General features: G+C 52.8%; 10 protein-coding genes. 7 read left to right on the top strand and 3 right to left on the bottom strand.

Going from position 1 to position 15,889, the window contains the following annotated elements; all coding sequences use genetic code 11:
• Positions 1 to 28: 28 nt before the first annotated feature.
• From GC090_RS06805 to rcsB, 3 genes are read left to right on the top strand one after another with little or no spacing between them, the layout of a single operon-like run.
• The gene (locus tag GC090_RS06805; protein ID WP_033740605.1) at positions 29 to 1,183 is read left to right on the top strand and encodes an MFS transporter; all 1,155 of its coding nucleotides are present in this window, start codon (positions 29 to 31) and stop codon (positions 1,181 to 1,183) included.
• Between the two features lie 19 nt (positions 1,184 to 1,202).
• A complete protein-coding gene (gene rcsD, locus GC090_RS06800; protein WP_033740607.1) occupies positions 1,203 to 3,866 on the top strand; it encodes a phosphotransferase RcsD in 2,664 nt (887 codons plus the stop codon).
• A gap of 1 nt (position 3,867) precedes the next feature.
• Positions 3,868 to 4,518, top strand: a complete 651-nt coding sequence (gene rcsB / locus GC090_RS06795; protein ID WP_006120001.1) for a response regulator transcription factor RcsB — start codon at positions 3,868 to 3,870, stop codon at positions 4,516 to 4,518.
• Between the two features lie 43 nt (positions 4,519 to 4,561).
• On the opposite strand, the gene rcsC is transcribed toward rcsB, so the two are convergent.
• Together rcsC and gyrA are read right to left on the bottom strand one after the other, a co-directional pair.
• Positions 4,562 to 7,408: a two-component system sensor histidine kinase RcsC gene (rcsC, locus tag GC090_RS06790; protein ID WP_033740958.1), complete on the bottom strand. Its 2,847-nt coding sequence runs from the start codon at positions 7,406 to 7,408 to the stop codon at positions 4,562 to 4,564.
• Positions 7,409 to 7,629: 221 nt separating this feature from the next.
• Positions 7,630 to 10,272, bottom strand: a complete 2,643-nt coding sequence (gyrA, locus tag GC090_RS06785) for a DNA topoisomerase (ATP-hydrolyzing) subunit A (RefSeq protein ID WP_033740609.1) — start codon at positions 10,270 to 10,272, stop codon at positions 7,630 to 7,632.
• Between the two features lie 176 nt (positions 10,273 to 10,448).
• Here gyrA and ubiG point away from each other — a divergent pair, with 176 nt between their 5' ends.
• From ubiG to yfaE, 4 genes are all read left to right on the top strand, one after another.
• Entirely contained in the window at positions 10,449 to 11,177 is a 729-nt protein-coding gene (ubiG, locus tag GC090_RS06780; protein ID WP_033740611.1) for a bifunctional 2-polyprenyl-6-hydroxyphenol methylase/3-demethylubiquinol 3-O-methyltransferase UbiG, read from the top strand.
• A gap of 456 nt (positions 11,178 to 11,633) precedes the next feature.
• Positions 11,634 to 13,919 carry a class 1a ribonucleoside-diphosphate reductase subunit alpha gene (gene nrdA / locus GC090_RS06775; protein WP_033740614.1) on the top strand — a complete coding sequence of 762 codons (2,286 nt, stop codon included), beginning with the start codon at positions 11,634 to 11,636 and terminating at the stop codon, positions 13,917 to 13,919.
• A 78-nt stretch (positions 13,920 to 13,997) separates the two neighbouring features.
• Entirely contained in the window at positions 13,998 to 15,128 is a 1,131-nt protein-coding gene (gene nrdB / locus GC090_RS06770) for a class Ia ribonucleoside-diphosphate reductase subunit beta (RefSeq protein ID WP_006120006.1), read from the top strand.
• 2 nt (positions 15,129 to 15,130) lie between these two features.
• On the top strand, positions 15,131 to 15,391 hold the full coding sequence (yfaE, locus tag GC090_RS06765) for a class I ribonucleotide reductase maintenance protein YfaE (protein WP_006120007.1): 261 nt from the start codon (positions 15,131 to 15,133) through the stop codon (positions 15,389 to 15,391).
• 71 nt (positions 15,392 to 15,462) lie between these two features.
• On the opposite strand, the gene GC090_RS06760 is transcribed toward yfaE, so the two are convergent.
• Positions 15,463 to 15,852 carry a RidA family protein gene (locus GC090_RS06760; RefSeq protein WP_039339659.1) on the bottom strand — a complete coding sequence of 130 codons (390 nt, stop codon included), beginning with the start codon at positions 15,850 to 15,852 and terminating at the stop codon, positions 15,463 to 15,465.
• Positions 15,853 to 15,889: the final 37 nt, after the last annotated feature.

The following is a 15,889-nucleotide window of genomic DNA, read 5'->3' as shown; positions in this document are numbered from 1 at the left end:
TTGCTTCGATACAGATGAAATAAGAGCCATGACAGCACTGGATGCCGCAAAATCAACCTGTTCTGAACGCCGCCTTAGCGCCGGTACGCGTACCATTTTTTTAATTAATGGACTGGGCATGTCAGCCTGGGCACCACTGGTACCTTATGCGCGCGATCGCTTGCAGTTAGAAGGAGCATCCCTCGGTGCCCTGCTGCTCTGCCTGGGGATTGGTTCACTGCTTGCGATGCCCGTCACAGGCACGCTGGTCGCCCGCTTTGGCTGCCGGCGGGTGATGATGAGTTCGACGCTGCTGGTCCTGTTGATGCTACCTGTGCTGGCAACCGCGCCTTCCCATCTGGTGATGGCCGCAGCACTCATGCTGTTTGGTGCCGGGTTGGGGATGCTGGACGTTGCAATGAATTATCAGGCGGTGGAAGTAGAAAAAGCCGCAGGACGCCCCATGATGTCAGGCTTTCACGCGTTTTTCAGCCTGGGAGGCATTTTAGGTGCCGGTGCGGTAAGTCTGCTGTTAGGTCTGACATTGACCCCTCTCTTATCGGTTCTGATCGTTATGGCGGTGATGGTCGCATTGCTGCTGTGGCGACTGTCCGGCTATATGAACCAGCGCTTACATCAGCCTGATCAGCCCTGGCTGGTGATTCCGCGCGGGCGTGTCGCCTTTCTGGGCGTACTGTGCTTTATCCTGTTTCTGGCAGAAGGCGCAGTACTGGACTGGGGTGCCCTGTTGCTGCTGCAAAATCCGTCAATGTCGACGGCACATGCAGGTCTGGGCTATGCCGTATTCTCTGTAGCGATGACGGCAGGACGCTTTACTGGCGATAAGATTATTCAACGTTTTGGCCGCTATCCGGTGATGGTCATGGGCGCGCTGGCCGCGGCGTCGGGCCTGGCGCTCGCCGTCCTGCTGCCCTGGCCGGAAGCGTCATTACTGGCTTTCTTACTGGTGGGATTTGGTTTATCCAATACCGTGCCTATGTTATTTAACGCGGCGGGTAATCAGCATGCAATGCCCGCTAACCTGGCGATTTCAGCCATGACAACGTTGGGATATGCAGGTATTCTTTCTGGTCCGGCGTTGATCGGGTTCATCTCTCAATGGATTAGCCTTAGCGGTGCATTTTTACTGATTGCACTGCTCTTGTTGGCTGTGGCTGTCAGTGCGCGCAACGTTGCGCGATAAATCAGGTATCTGAGACGCTATGTTGTATAAGTTTCCTCTGACATCCAGCAATGTCACCCGCTTTTTTATCGTATTTAACCTGGTACTGTTACTGGCGCTGGGTTGTATGGTGCAAAATTCAATTAATGCCTGGCTAACCGATAAACGCTATGCCATGGCCGATATGGCGCACGACGTACAAAAACGTATTGATACCTATCGTTTTGTGACCTGGCAAATTTATGAAAACCTCTCGGCCAGTGCGGCAGGTTCCGTCCCTGCCAGCAATTTACAAGAGACGCGTCTGCGTCCTGATGTCTATTACCTCGAAAAAACCCGACGTAAAACCGAAGCGCTGATCTTTGGTTCGCATGACAGCAGCACGCTGGATATGACGATGCGGATGTCCAGTTATCTTGATACGCTGTGGGGTGCCGAATCGCCGACCTGGTCGATGTATTTCTTAAATGGTCAGGACAACAGTCTGATTATGATATCGACCCTGCCGCTGAAAGATTTGGCCACTCGCTATAAAGAGAATGCGTTAAGTTCATTAGTGGATGCGCGCCGTGCTGAAATGCTGCAGCAGGCGAATGCGCTGGATGAACGCGAAAGCTTTTCGCCTCTGCGTCATCTTGCTTTCCAGAACGATCACTACTTTACCCTGCGTACGACGTTTAATCAGCCCGGCCATCTGGCTACTGTCGTCGCGTTTGATTTGCCTGTGAATGACTTAATCCCGCTTAATATGCCGGTAGAGAACTTCCAGTTGCGTCAGGATGCCAGCTTTACCAATAACACCAGTACAAACCAGGAAGGCCTTGAGACAACCCAGGTTTCGCTGGTCAGCCACGACATTGAGATAGCCGCAGCCCTGCCCAGCACCTCGCTGCAGCTGGTTTACCGGGTCCCCCTTGTTCGCCTGCTGCTCGACAGTGCGCATAACCTGATGTGGCCACTACTGATTAACCTGGTGCTGTTTTTACTTTCACTGAGTGGCGTATTGTTACTACGCAAACAATCGCTTCGTCCCAGTGAAAACCAGAGTGCTGAACTGGACTCCCTTCGCGTACTCAATCAGGAGATTGTGGCCAGCTTACCTGTGGGCCTGTTGGTGTACGACTTTGCGAGTAACCGTACCTTGTTAAGTAATAAGATCGCCGAGCATCTTTTGCCTCACCTGAACCTGCAAAAGATCATCAATATGTCCGATCAGCATCAGGGTGTATTACAGGCTACGATCAACAACGAAGTGTATGAAATACGCCATGCGCGTAGCGTTTTATCGCCGCATACACAGCTGTTTATGATGCGCGATCAGGATCGGGAATTACTGGTCAACAAGAAACTGCAAAAAGCACAGCAGGTGCTGGATCGCAACCACCAGATGCGTCAGCAGTTGCTGCATCACCTTGGCCATGCGTTAAACCAGCCGCTGGAAAAAATCGTCTCGCAGTTGGTGCAGTTGAGTCAGCGTGATAATGACGAAAGCGTGCTGGATATTCTGGATGAGAGCCAGTCACTGGCTCGTCTGGTGGACGATATCGTGCTGCTCAATCGTCTTGAAGCGCATGACTGGTCACCTGATGCGTCGGTATTTAACCTGCAAGAGTTACTGGACGAAATTACGCTGGAGAGCCTGCCGCTGCTGCGTCGCAAAGGCCTGTCCCTGGTGGTGAATAATCATCTGGCAAATGACGAGATGCGCTTTGGCGATCGACGTGCATTGCGCAAAATCCTCACCACGCTGATGCATTATGCGCTGATTACCACCCGCTGGGGCAAGATTACCCTGGCGGTGAAGACGGCAGAGAACCAGCCTGACCGGGTCTATATTGAACTGGTGGATACCGGTGCCGGACTGACCGTGGATGAACTGGCGAACGTGGACTTCCCGTTCCTGGGCGATACCAGTCAGGATCGTTATGGTCAGGCGTCCGGTATGGCGTTTTTCCTGTGCAAGCAGTTATGTAAACAAATGGGCGGTAGCCTGGAGATTGTGGCGAAAGCCGATATCGGCACACGCTATAACATTCAACTGCCCCTCACGCTTGAGGAACAGCGTGATGAGGAGGAAGAGAAAATCCTGGAAGGCGTAACCGCGCTGGTGGAGATCGCCGTTGAAGATGTCCACAAAATTGTTTGTCGCCATCTGGAAAACTGGGGCGCGCGCTGCCTGACGCCTGATGAACGTATTTCGGGTCAGGATCACGACGTACAGATCACCGACGATCCGGGCAAACTGAGTGGCTGGGCATTGTTACTGGCAGAAGACGAACCGGGCCATCATGCGCTGAACGATCAACAGTATCGCGTCAATTTCAATCTCAGTAATGCACTACTGGATGCATTACTGGCACTGATTGAGAAGCAATTGTCCCACGATGTAATGGAGGATAACACTGAAGAAGATGACGCCAGCACGCCACTGCTAAGTGGAGGCTATTTCCAGCTGTTTACTGAGACAGTACCGGATGATGTAAAGAGATTGTATACTGAGTCAGCGATAAACGATTATGCCTCGCTTGCTCAGACTGCCCATCGCCTTAAAGGCGTGTTTGCTATGCTTAATTTGACACCGGGCAAACAGCTTTGTGAAGAATTAGAACACCACATCAAAGTGTGTGACGATTCAAACATTAAAAATACCACCAGTAATATTGACGCTTATGTCAATCAACTGCTGCAGCAAGGTAACCAATAAGATGAATAACCTGAATGTAATTATTGCCGATGATCACCCAATTGTTCTTTTCGGTATCCGAAAATCTCTGGAACAAATTGAGTGGGTTAACGTTGTGGGTGAGTTTGAAGACTCAACAGCACTGATTAACAACCTGTCCAAGCTTGATGCCAATGTGCTGATCACCGACCTCTCTATGCCGGGTGAAAAGTATGGTGACGGTATTACGCTGATCAAATATATCAAACGCCATTATCCTGATCTGTCGATCATTGTTCTGACCATGAACAACAACCCGGCCATCCTCAGCTCCGTGCTGGATCTGGATATCGAAGGTATCGTTCTGAAGCAAGGTGCACCAACCGATCTGCCTAAAGCGCTGGCTGCGCTGCAGAAAGGCAAGAAATATACGCCGGAAAGCGTGGCGAAACTGCTGGAGAAAATCAGTGCCGGCGGTTATGGCGATAAGCGTCTGTCGCCTAAAGAGAGCGAAGTATTACGTCTCTTCGCTGAAGGCTTCCTGGTAACGGAAATTGCGAAGAAGCTGAACCGCAGTATTAAGACCATCAGTAGCCAGAAAAAATCGGCCATGATGAAGTTGGGTGTGGATAACGATATTGCCCTGCTCAACTATCTGTCATCGGTCAGCGCGACCCAGATCGACAAAGAGTAAGTTTTCAGGCGGTGCACTCGCACCGCCTCCTTCCGCTTCTCTTTTATCCCTGCCGGGCTTTACGTACCCGCTCCGCATAGAGACCCAGCGTTGATTTCAGCACATCCAGCGTCACGGGCTTCGACAAGCAGTTGTCCATCCCTGCGTCCATACAACGCTGCTTTTCTTCGGCCAGCGCGTTCGCCGTGACGCCTATCACCGGGAACACATGCCCTAACTGACGCAGGCGCTGAGTCAGACGGTAACCGTCCATATTGGGCATGTTCACGTCGGTCAGCACAATATCAATTGTATTACGGCTTAAGACATTTAAGGCGTCAACACCGTCCTGGGCGGTTTTCACCTGATAACCCAGCGTGCCAAGCTGCTCTGACAGCAGCATGCGGTTGATAGGATGATCGTCAACGATCAGCACCATAATGTCGTCATTATGGATTTTCTCTTCGACCGGCCCGCTCAGAGAAAGCGCGTCCGTGCTCTCGGTTTCCACGGCAATGCGGTAAATACGCGCCAGTAAAGTCGGCAGTTCATGCAGGGTTGCCGTGCTGTGGATCCAGCGCCCTGCCTGCGGCTCACGCGGCATATCCACATGCGCGCCGTCAAACGTGATAACCGCACGCACCTGGGGGAATGTCTCCATTGCATAGTCGGTTAACACCACATCATCACTGCCAGGGTTTGCCAGCATATCGGCGACCTGGAAGCCATGTTGCTTCAACAGCCTGTCTAGATACTGGGCCAGGTACTCATTGCGCATTGCCAGCCAGATTTTCTTATCCTGCAGCCCGTCAAGCAGTGGAATGGACGGCTGCTTACCATTGTAGATGGGGATACGCACGATAAACTGGCTTCCCATTCCCGGCTCTGACTCCACCTCGATATCCCCGTCCATCATGTTGATCAGCTTTTCACAAATCGCCAGGCCCAGCCCGGTGCCCTGGAAATTGCGCTGGACGCCATTTCCGACCTGGAAGAACGGATCGAATAACCGGGTGAGCTCTTTTGCCGGAATCCCGACGCCGGTATCACGCATACGAAAGGCCAGATAGCCCTGGGTGACGTATGCATGCAGGATAATGCAGCCGGTATGCGTAAATTTGATCGCATTATTGAGCAGGTTAGAAATCACCTGTTGCAGACGCAGGGGATCGCCATCGAGGAACTGCGGAACATCGTGCTCAATATAGCAGTACAGTGTCAGGCGTTTTTTCACCACCAGCGACAGATAGTTACCGACAATATGGGTAATCACTTCACGCGGGGAGAAAGGACGCGGTTCAATCTTCAACTGTTCCGACTCGATTTTCGAGAAATCGAGAATATCGCTGATGATTTTTAACAGCAGACTGGAGGAGTTGTTCATGGCGGTGACCAGCGAGTCGATACCGCTGGGCAACTGTCGTGTCTGTAATAAATCCAGATTACCAATAATGCCGTATAACGGCGTGCGCAGTTCATGGCTGACCGTGGCCAGAAACATCGATTTCGACTGGCTGGCCTGTTCAGCGGCATGCGCCATCTCCTGCAATGACTGCTCCATACGAACGCGCGCGGACACGTCAACCAGCACGCAGATGGCGACGTTTTCATTGCGATATCGGGAATGCACAAAGCTGATTTGCAGATTGGTGTTGCTGCCCGTCAGGACATCCACAAAGTTGACCTGTTGGCCGCCGATAATTTCATTTAACCGCTTGCGGTCTTCCTGCGTCAGCAACGTAAGATAGTTATGCGCCAGCTCATTGCTCAGAATGTTGGTGCCATCGCTGGTGCGCAGAATACAGATCCCGACCGGTGCTGACGCCACGATCTTACGGTTAAACTGCTCATGCTCTTCCAGCCTGTGTGCATTCTCTTCCGCAGGCAAAAACATGCGCCGCTCAAATAACCAGGCCAGCGTAAACAGCAGTACCGCACTCATGATATTGAGCAGCACCGCGTTAATCATCATGAGCCTGAGCTGATCGACCAGGACATCCGTTGACACCGACCAGATCACATTGAGTTCTGATGGCGGTAAGGGTTTCTTGAGCACCAGCTGGCGATAACCGTCCAGATAACCAAACCAGGTTTTATCGTCGGGTAATTCGTTTAGCGAGAAACCTACGCCTCCCCGGCGTGACGTCAGCAACGGCGTATAATTTTCGTCGGTTATGGTCGCGGTCACCGGCAGGCTGCCGGGCTGGATAAATTCATCAAGGCGGATATTTTGCTCTACGCCCAGCAAAGCCTGCAGTTTATCGGCCACATAGACCGGCATCACCACAGAGAAGCTGCCTACACCAGGCTGAGCGGAGCTGCTCACCCAGTAAGCCGGATTACGCTGGTCCTCTTCCGGGCTGTTACGGTAACGCTGCAGGTTTTCCCGCAGAAGCTTCAGACTGCGATCGCGACTGACATTATTATTGTTATTGCTGACGGTAAAGTCAGCCAGGCACCTGTTATCGCCGCCAATCAGGAAGACCCGGTTCAGCTCGTAGGAGGAGGCGAAATTGCTTTTCCAGTAGTTAATGTAGTTGCCTAAGGAATCAAGCGAGTTGCGCCAGGTGGTGCTCATGGAGGCACAGTCGTCACCGGAATATAACGGCATAAACTGTGGCTGAATCAGATTGTCCGCCTGGGACTGACCGATGGGTGCAGGTCTGGCGAGCCGGTTTTCAGCAATATATTTGAGTTCACGCATCATGCCCGCAGAATGACGGACGTACCAGTCAATGGTGCCGTAGTTACTGGCAAACTCCTGACGTACCTTGTTCTCTTTGTCATGCAGGACGCTGATAATATAGAACGTCGTCAGAACAGCGCCCAGCAACCAGATGAGCAGTGCCAGCGCGCGAAACAGATAGCGCGAAATGCGCAGCGTCGTGCGGAAAGAAACTAGATATTTCAAAGGTGACTCGCAGGTGGCAAGGTTAGTCGCATTGTTGGATTTTTGATGTTCATACACTAGCTTTATCGCAGCGAAAAAGCCAGTCGACTCCGGGCTCAGGGTGCAGTTTGAGAATGTTTGACCTGCCGCCCACCTCTCCTCTCGCTGTCTTCACAGCCAAAAAAAACGGCAGGCCGGGTTACCCCTGACCTGCCGTTGCGGTTTAACGTACGACGGGTAACTTACTCGTCGTCGTCCACTGCCGGTTCATCATCGTCGTCATTGTCGACTTCAGGTACGATATCATCGTCCCCTTCCGCCACGCTGCCATCGATAGCATCCAGCTCTTCTTCTTCCACCGGTTCCGCTACGCGCTGCAGACCGACAACATTCTCGTCTTCGGCTGTACGAATCAGGATCACACCCTGAGTATTACGGCCCACGATGCTGACTTCGGAGACACGGGTTCTTACCAGTGTGCCGGCATCGGTGATCATCATGATCTGATCGCTGTCGACAACCTGTACCGCACCAATAACCGGGCCATTACGCTCAGTTACTTTGATGGAAATCACGCCCTGCGTTGCACGGGATTTGGTCGGGTACTCACTGTTCGCGGTACGCTTACCGTAGCCGTTCTGCGTAACCGTAAGAATAGCGCCCTCTTCACGCGGCACGATCAGCGAAACTACGCGATCGTTTTGCGCCAGCTTAATGCCCCGTACGCCCGAAGCCGTTCGGCCCATGGCACGTACCGCGGATTCTGCAAAGCGCACCACCTTACCGGCCGCAGAGAACAACATCGCCTCATCGTTACCGTTCGTCAGCGCCACACCGATCAGCTCATCGTCATCACGCAGGTTAATCGCGATAATGCCTGCGCTACGTGGGCGGCTAAACTCCTGCAGACCCGTTTTCTTCACGGTCCCGCTGGCGGTAGCCATGAAGATGTTAAAGCCTTCGGTGTATTCACGTACCGGCAGAATCGCCGTAATACGTTCGTTGGCTTCCAGCGGCAACAGGTTAACGATAGGACGCCCACGTGCACCACGGCTGGCTTCAGGCAACTGGTAGACTTTCATCCAGTAGAGCCGGCCACGGCTGGAGAAGCACAGGATCGTGTCGTGGGTATTCGCCACCAGCAGACGATCGATAAAGTCTTCTTCTTTGATTCGGGCGGCAGACTTGCCTTTACCGCCACGGCGCTGGGCTTCATAGTCGCTCAGCGGCTGATATTTCACATAGCCCTGATGCGACAATGTCACCACAACATCTTCCTGATTGATCAGGTCTTCGATGTTGATGTCGGCGCTGTTAGCCGTAATTTCAGTGCGGCGGTCGTCGCCGAACTGATCGCGCATCAGCTCAAGCTCTTCGCGAATGACTTCCATCAGACGTTCTGAGCTGGACAGGATGTGCAGTAATTCTGCAATCTGATCCAGCAGCTGTTTGTACTCGTCCAGCAGCTTCTCATGCTCAAGGCCGGTCAGCTTCTGCAGACGTAAGTCCAGAATGGCCTGCGCCTGTTGTTCTGTCAGGTAATACTGACCATCACGGATACCGAACTGCGCTTCCAGCCACTCTGGACGGGCCGCATCGTCGCCTGCACGTTCCAGCATCGCGGCCACATTGCCCAGCGCCCACGATTGCGAGATCAGACCCGCTTTTGCTTCCGCTGGCGTTGGTGCGCGGCGAATCAGTTCGATAATCGGATCGATGTTAGCCAGCGCAATCGCCAGACCTTCAAGGATATGTGCCCGATCGCGCGCCTTGCGCAGTTCGAAAATAGTACGGCGTGTCACCACTTCACGGCGATGGCGAACGAAGGCTTCGAGAATCTCCTTCAGCGCCATAATCTTCGGCTGGCCCTGATGGAGAGCGACCATGTTGATACCGAAAGAGGTCTGCAACTGAGTCAGGGAATAGAGGTTATTGAGAACGACTTCACCAACGGCGTCACGCTTGATTTCAATGACGATACGCATGCCGTCTTTATCAGACTCATCGCGCAGCGCACTGATTCCTTCGACGCGCTTTTCTTTCACCAGCTCGGCAATCTTTTCTATCAGGCGCGCTTTGTTCACCTGATAGGGCAGTTCGTGAATGACGATGGTTTCACGTCCGGTTTTGGCATCCACTTCCACTTCACCACGGGCACGGATGTAAACTTTACCGCGACCGGTGCGATAGGCTTCTTCAATGCCGCGACGCCCGTTGATAATGGCCGCCGTCGGGAAATCAGGCCCCGGAATGTGTTCCATCAGCCCTTCAACGCTGATGTTTTCATCTTCAATATAAGCCAGGCAGCCGTTAATCACTTCGCGCAGGTTATGCGGCGGAATGTTGGTGGCCATACCGACGGCAATACCGGACGATCCGTTGACCAGCAGGTTAGGGATTTTGGTGGGCAGAACTTCAGGGATCTGCTCGGTACCGTCGTAGTTCGGTACGAAGTCAACGGTCTCTTTTTCCAGATCAGCTAACAGGTCGTGGGCGATTTTAGACATGCGCACTTCGGTATAACGCATCGCCGCAGCGGAGTCGCCGTCGATGGATCCGAAGTTGCCTTGACCGTCCACCAGCATGTAACGCAGGGAGAAAGGCTGGGCCATACGTACGATGGTGTCGTAAACGGCAGAATCACCATGCGGGTGATATTTACCGATAACGTCACCGACGACGCGGGCAGATTTTTTATAGGGTTTGTTCCAGTCATTACCCAGTTCGCTCATCGCGTAGAGTACGCGGCGATGTACTGGCTTCAGGCCATCACGCACATCGGGTAAAGCTCGGCCAACAATGACCGACATGGCGTAATCGAGGTAAGAATTTTTTAACTCTTCTTCGATATTAACCGGTGTAATTTCTCTCGCAAGGTCGCTCATGGAGCCGCTATCCCTCTACTAATCCCGGATTTTAAAGGTGCGAAAGTATATCACACCGCAATTCACTGGTGAACGTTAACCACCTTATTAAGGTGCTTTTACTCATGTTGATAAGATGCGCCATGATAAGTTAAGCGTTTATACTGATGTCACATTTTGTCAGGAGTCACGATTCAATGAATGCACAACCACAGAACCCTCAGCACAATGTCGATGCACAGGAAATTGCCAAGTTCGAGGCCGTTGCCTCGCGCTGGTGGGATCTGGAGGGCGAATTTAAACCGCTGCACCGTATTAATCCCCTGCGGCTGGGCTACATTGCGCAACACAGTCACGGGCTGTTCGGTAAAAAAGTGCTCGATGTCGGCTGTGGTGGCGGTATCCTGGCGGAAAGCATGGCCCGGGAAGGTGCAATCGTCACCGGGCTGGATATGGGCGCGGAGCCACTTGAGGTGGCACGACTGCATGCGCTGGAGAGCGGCGTGACGCTCGACTATGTGCAACAAACGGTCGAGGAGCATGCCAGCCAGCATGCAGGCCAGTACGATGTGGTGACCTGCATGGAGATGCTTGAGCACGTGCCGGATCCACGTTCGGTGGTGCACGCCTGCGCGCAGCTGGTTAAACCCGGTGGCGAGGTGTTCTTCTCGACCATTAACCGTAATCCCAAAGCCTGGCTGATGGCGATTTTCGGTGCGGAATATGTCCTGCGCATGGTGCCGCGTGGGACGCATGATGTGAAGAAATTTATCCGTCCCTCTGAGCTGCTGGGTTGGGTGGATGAAACCCCGCTGCGTGAACGCAACATGACGGGCCTGCACTACAACCCGCTTACCGATCGGTTCCGTCTGGGCAAAGGTGTGGACGTGAACTACATGATCCACACGCATCACGGCGAGGCGTAATTCCTGTGCAGCGTGCGGCTTTGCCCACGCTGCTGTCATCCCACTGTCATCACAAAACGCTATCCTCCCTGCCGCTACGCATTAAGCCCTGTGGCACGACGGCTATGGCTCAAAACAGGCTTTCGCATAGACCAATGCTGGAAAAAGTCGCGCAATGTTTGAAAAATCAGCGGTCGATCATAAATCGCAATATTTTCTCAGACTGGTTGACAAGACCTGCGGCCTTACGAGACGCGGCCTAAGAAAACCCGCAGAAAATACAACCCCCGCAGACATCATTTTTTCCTCTTGTTAAGCGCCAGCAAAATACTAGAATAAGCCTCCATATTGTTATACTTATCTTCGACAACCCCAAGATGTAGTGTTTATCCACAACATTATTCACAATGAATATGCTGTGTATAAATCGGGATTTCTTTTAATTATTGGATACTCACGCAAAGGTAAAAACGCGACATGAACCAAAGTCTGCTCGTTACTAAACGCGATGGCCGCCAGGAGCGCATTGATCTCGACAAAATTCACCGTGTCCTCGACTGGGCAGCTGAAGGGCTGAACAATGTGTCGGTTTCACAGGTAGAGCTGCGTTCCCACATTCAGTTTTATGATGGCATCAAAACCTCTGACATCCATGAAACGATCATCAAGGCCGCTGCAGACCTTATTTCTCGCGATGCCCCTGACTATCAGTACCTTGCCGCCCGTCTGGCGATCTTCCACCTGCGTAAAAAAGCGTACGGCCAGTTTGAGCCGCCCGCGCTGTACGATCAGGTCGTTAAGATGGTTGACCTGGGTAAATACGATCGCCATCTGCTGGAAGACTACAGCCGTGAAGAGTTCGAGCAGATGGACGGCTTCATCGACCACTGGCGCGACATGAATTTCTCCTACGCGGCCGTGAAACAGCTGGAAGGCAAATATCTGGTTCAGAACCGCGTCTCCGGTGAGATCTATGAAAGCGCCCAGTTCCTGTACATTCTGGTAGCCGCCTGCCTGTTCTCAGGCTATCCGCGTGCGACCCGGATGGATTACATCAAGCGTTTCTACGATGCGATTTCCACGTTTAAAATCTCCCTGCCGACGCCAATCATGTCGGGAGTGCGTACGCCAACCCGTCAGTTCAGCTCCTGTGTCCTGATTGAATGTGGCGACAGCCTGGATTCCATCAACGCGACCTCCAGCGCTATTGTGAAATACGTTTCACAACGCGCAGGTATTGGTATTAACGCGGGTCGTATCCGCGCGCTGGGCAGCCCGATTCGCGGCGGTGAAGCTTTCCATACCGGTTGTATCCCGTTCTACAAGCACTTCCAGACAGCGGTGAAATCCTGTTCGCAGGGCGGCGTCCGTGGCGGCGCAGCGACGCTGTTCTATCCGATGTGGCATCTGGAAGTAGAAAGCCTGTTAGTCCTGAAAAACAACCGTGGTGTGGAAGGTAACCGCGTACGTCACATGGACTACGGTGTGCAGCTCAACAAAATGATGTACCAGCGCCTGCTGAAGGGCGAGGACATCACGCTGTTTAGCCCGTCAGACGTACCTGGCCTGTACGATGCGTTCTTTGCCGATCAGGACGAATTTGAACGTCTTTACACCAAATACGAACAAGACAGCAGCATTCGTAAGCAGCGTGTGAAAGCGGTGGATCTGTTCTCGCTGATGATGCAGGAACGCGCCTCTACCGGCCGTATCTACATCCAGAACGTTGACCACTGCAACACACACAGCCCGTTTGACGCCAGTATTGCGCCAGTGCGCCAGTCGAACCTGTGTCTGGAAATTGCGCTGCCAACTAAACCGCTCAATGACGTCAACGACGAAAACGGTGAGATTGCGCTCTGTACGCTGTCAGCATTTAACCTTGGTGCGATTGACAGCCTGGACGATCTGGAAGAGCTGGCCACGCTGGCTGTACGCGCGCTGGATGCACTGCTGGATTATCAGGATTACCCGATTCCGGCCGCGCAGCGGGGTGCGATGGGTCGTCGTACGCTGGGCATTGGCGTCATTAACTTTGCTTACTACCTGGCGAAGCACGGCGTGCGCTACTCCGACGGCAGCGCGAATGGCCTGACGCACAAAACCTTTGAAGCCATTCAGTACTACCTGCTGAAAGCCTCAAATGAGCTGGCTAAAGAGCAAGGCGCCTGCCCGTGGTTCAATGAAACCACCTATGCACAGGGCGTGCTGCCAATTGATACCTACAAGAAAGATCTGGATGCGATTTGCAACGAGCCGCTGCACCTGGACTGGGAAACCCTGCGCGAGCAGATTAAAACCCACGGCCTGCGCAACTCGACGCTTTCTGCCCTGATGCCGTCTGAAACCTCGTCGCAGATTTCAAACGCCACCAACGGTATCGAACCGCCGCGCGGCCATATCAGTATTAAAGCGTCTAAAGACGGTATCCTGCGTCAGGTGGTGCCGGAATATGAGCGTCTTAAAGATCAGTACGAACTGCTGTGGGATATGCCGTCCAATGATGGCTACCTGCAACTGGTTGGCGTAATGCAGAAATTCATCGATCAGGCGATTTCGTCAAATACCAACTACGATCCGTCGCGCTTCCCGAATGGCAAAGTGCCGATGAAGCAACTGCTGAAAGATCTGCTGACCGCCTACAAGTTTGGCGTGAAAACGCTCTACTACCAAAACACCCGTGATGGTGCGGAAGATGCGCAGGACGATCTGGCACCTTCTATTCAGGATGATGGCTGCGAAAGCGGCGCCTGTAAGATCTGACGGTCGGGCGGGAGCCTTTCCCGCCCACATTTTTCCGCGAGGCCGGTGCTGAGCCTCGTCTACCATGGACAGTTTTTTATGGCTTACTCCACTTTTTCACAAAACAAAAATGACCAGCTGAAAGAGCCTATGTTTTTCGGTCAGTCCGTTAACGTGGCGCGCTTTGACCAGCAGAAATACGATATCTTTGAAAAACTGATCGAAAAGCAGCTTTCGTTCTTCTGGCGTCCTGAAGAAGTCGATGTCTCACGCGATCGCATCGACTACCAGGCCCTGCCCGATCATGAAAAGCATATCTTCATCAGCAACCTGAAATACCAGACGTTGCTGGACTCGATTCAGGGACGCAGCCCGAACGTGGCACTGCTGCCGCTGATCTCGATTCCGGAACTGGAAACCTGGATCGAAACCTGGGCGTTCTCCGAAACGATCCACTCTCGCTCGTACACCCACATCATTCGCAACATCGTGAACGATCCGTCTGTGGTGTTTGACGATATCGTCACCAACCAGCAGATTCTGGCGCGTGCGCAGGACATCTCTAAATACTACGATGACCTGATTGAGATGACTAACTACTGGCATTTGCTGGGTGAAGGTACGCATCAGGTCAATGGTAAGTCCATTACGGTTAACGTGCGCGCGCTGAAAAAGCAGCTGTATATTTGCCTGATGAGCGTCAATGCGCTGGAAGCGATCCGCTTCTACGTCAGCTTTGCCTGCTCTTTTGCGTTTGCTGAGCGAGAACTGATGGAAGGCAACGCCAAAATCATCAAGCTGATTGCACGCGACGAAGCTCTGCATCTGACCGGCACCCAGCACATGCTGAATCTGCTGCGCACCGGTGAAGACGATCCTGAAATGAAAGAAATTGCCGCCGAATGCCGTGAAGAGTGCTTCGAGCTGTTTAAGAAAGCGGCCTTACAGGAGAAAGAGTGGGCAGATTACCTGTTCAGCGGCGGCTCCATGATCGGTCTGAACAAAGATATCCTGTGCCAGTATATCGAATACATCACCAACATTCGTATGCAGGCGGTTGGCCTCGATCTGCCGTTCGAAACGCGCTCGAACCCGATTCCCTGGATCAACGCCTGGCTGGTGTCCGATAACGTTCAGGTTGCCCCGCAGGAAGTGGAAGTCAGTTCTTACCTGGTGGGTCAGATTGATTCAGAAGTGGGCGAAAACGACTTCGACGACTTCCAGTTATAACGATGAGCCGTTCTGTTGTTATTCTGCGCAGTTCCGGCACCCGACTGGAGTGCGCAGACGATCATCCTAATCTGTTGACCATGCTGGAAGCCAACAACCTGTGCGTGGAGTTTCAGTGCCGGGAAGGTTACTGCGGCTCCTGCCGTATGCGGTTACTGCGCGGCGAGGTCGACTACGCGGAAACCCCGCTGGCCTTTATTGAACAGGGGGAGATCCTGCCCTGCTGCTGTAAGGCGAAAGGTGAAATCGAGCTTGAACTCTAGTGGTTGAGCCAAAGCGTTTAAAAAAACCGTCATCCCAACCGGATGACGGTTTTTTTTCGCCGGGTGCTGACTCAGGGGATACGGGCAATGACTTTGATTTCAAAATCGAATCCTGCCAGCCAGTTAACGCCGACCGCCGTCCAGTTAGGATAAGGTGGCTGCGGAAATATCGCTTTTTTCACTTCCATAATGGTAGCGAACTGCGTTTCAGGGTCGGTATGAAACGTGGTGACATCAATAAGATCATCGAACGAACAGCCTGCCGCCGCCAGTGTCTGGCGCAGATTCTCAAAGGCCAGTTGCACCTGAGCAGCAAAATCCGGTTCAGGCGATCCGTCCGTGCGACTGCCAACCTGACCCGAGACGAACAGCAGGTCGCCCGAGCGGATCGCAGCGGAATAGCCATGCCTTTCATACAGCGCATGACGACCCGCCGGGAAAATTGCTTCACGATTGCTCATTGTTTTACCCTCTGGTGAGTTGTTATCAGGAAATCAT

The organism is Pantoea sp. JZ29 (genome assembly GCF_035190385.1).
Lineage (GTDB): Bacteria > Pseudomonadota > Gammaproteobacteria > Enterobacterales > Enterobacteriaceae > Pantoea > Pantoea stewartii.
The sequence above is the reverse complement of the archived record's forward strand: the minus strand, read 5'-3'. Positions and strand labels throughout refer to the sequence as shown.

Bases quoted from the DNA above. Each gene is read 5' to 3' on its own strand.
- GC090_RS06805 (WP_033740605.1), top strand. From the start codon at position 29: ATGACAGCACTGGATGCCGCAAAATCAACCTGTTCTGAACGCCGCCTT.
- rcsD (WP_033740607.1), top strand. From the start codon at position 1,203: ATGTTGTATAAGTTTCCTCTGACATCCAGCAATGTCACCCGCTTTTTT.
- rcsB (WP_006120001.1), top strand. From the start codon at position 3,868: ATGAATAACCTGAATGTAATTATTGCCGATGATCACCCAATTGTTCTT.
- gyrA (WP_033740609.1), bottom strand. From the start codon at position 10,272: ATGAGCGACCTTGCGAGAGAAATTACACCGGTTAATATCGAAGAAGAG.
- ubiG (WP_033740611.1), top strand. From the start codon at position 10,449: ATGAATGCACAACCACAGAACCCTCAGCACAATGTCGATGCACAGGAA.
- nrdA (WP_033740614.1), top strand. From the start codon at position 11,634: ATGAACCAAAGTCTGCTCGTTACTAAACGCGATGGCCGCCAGGAGCGC.
- nrdB (WP_006120006.1), top strand. From the start codon at position 13,998: ATGGCTTACTCCACTTTTTCACAAAACAAAAATGACCAGCTGAAAGAG.
- yfaE (WP_006120007.1), top strand. From the start codon at position 15,131: ATGAGCCGTTCTGTTGTTATTCTGCGCAGTTCCGGCACCCGACTGGAG.
- GC090_RS06760 (WP_039339659.1), bottom strand. From the start codon at position 15,852: ATGAGCAATCGTGAAGCAATTTTCCCGGCGGGTCGTCATGCGCTGTAT.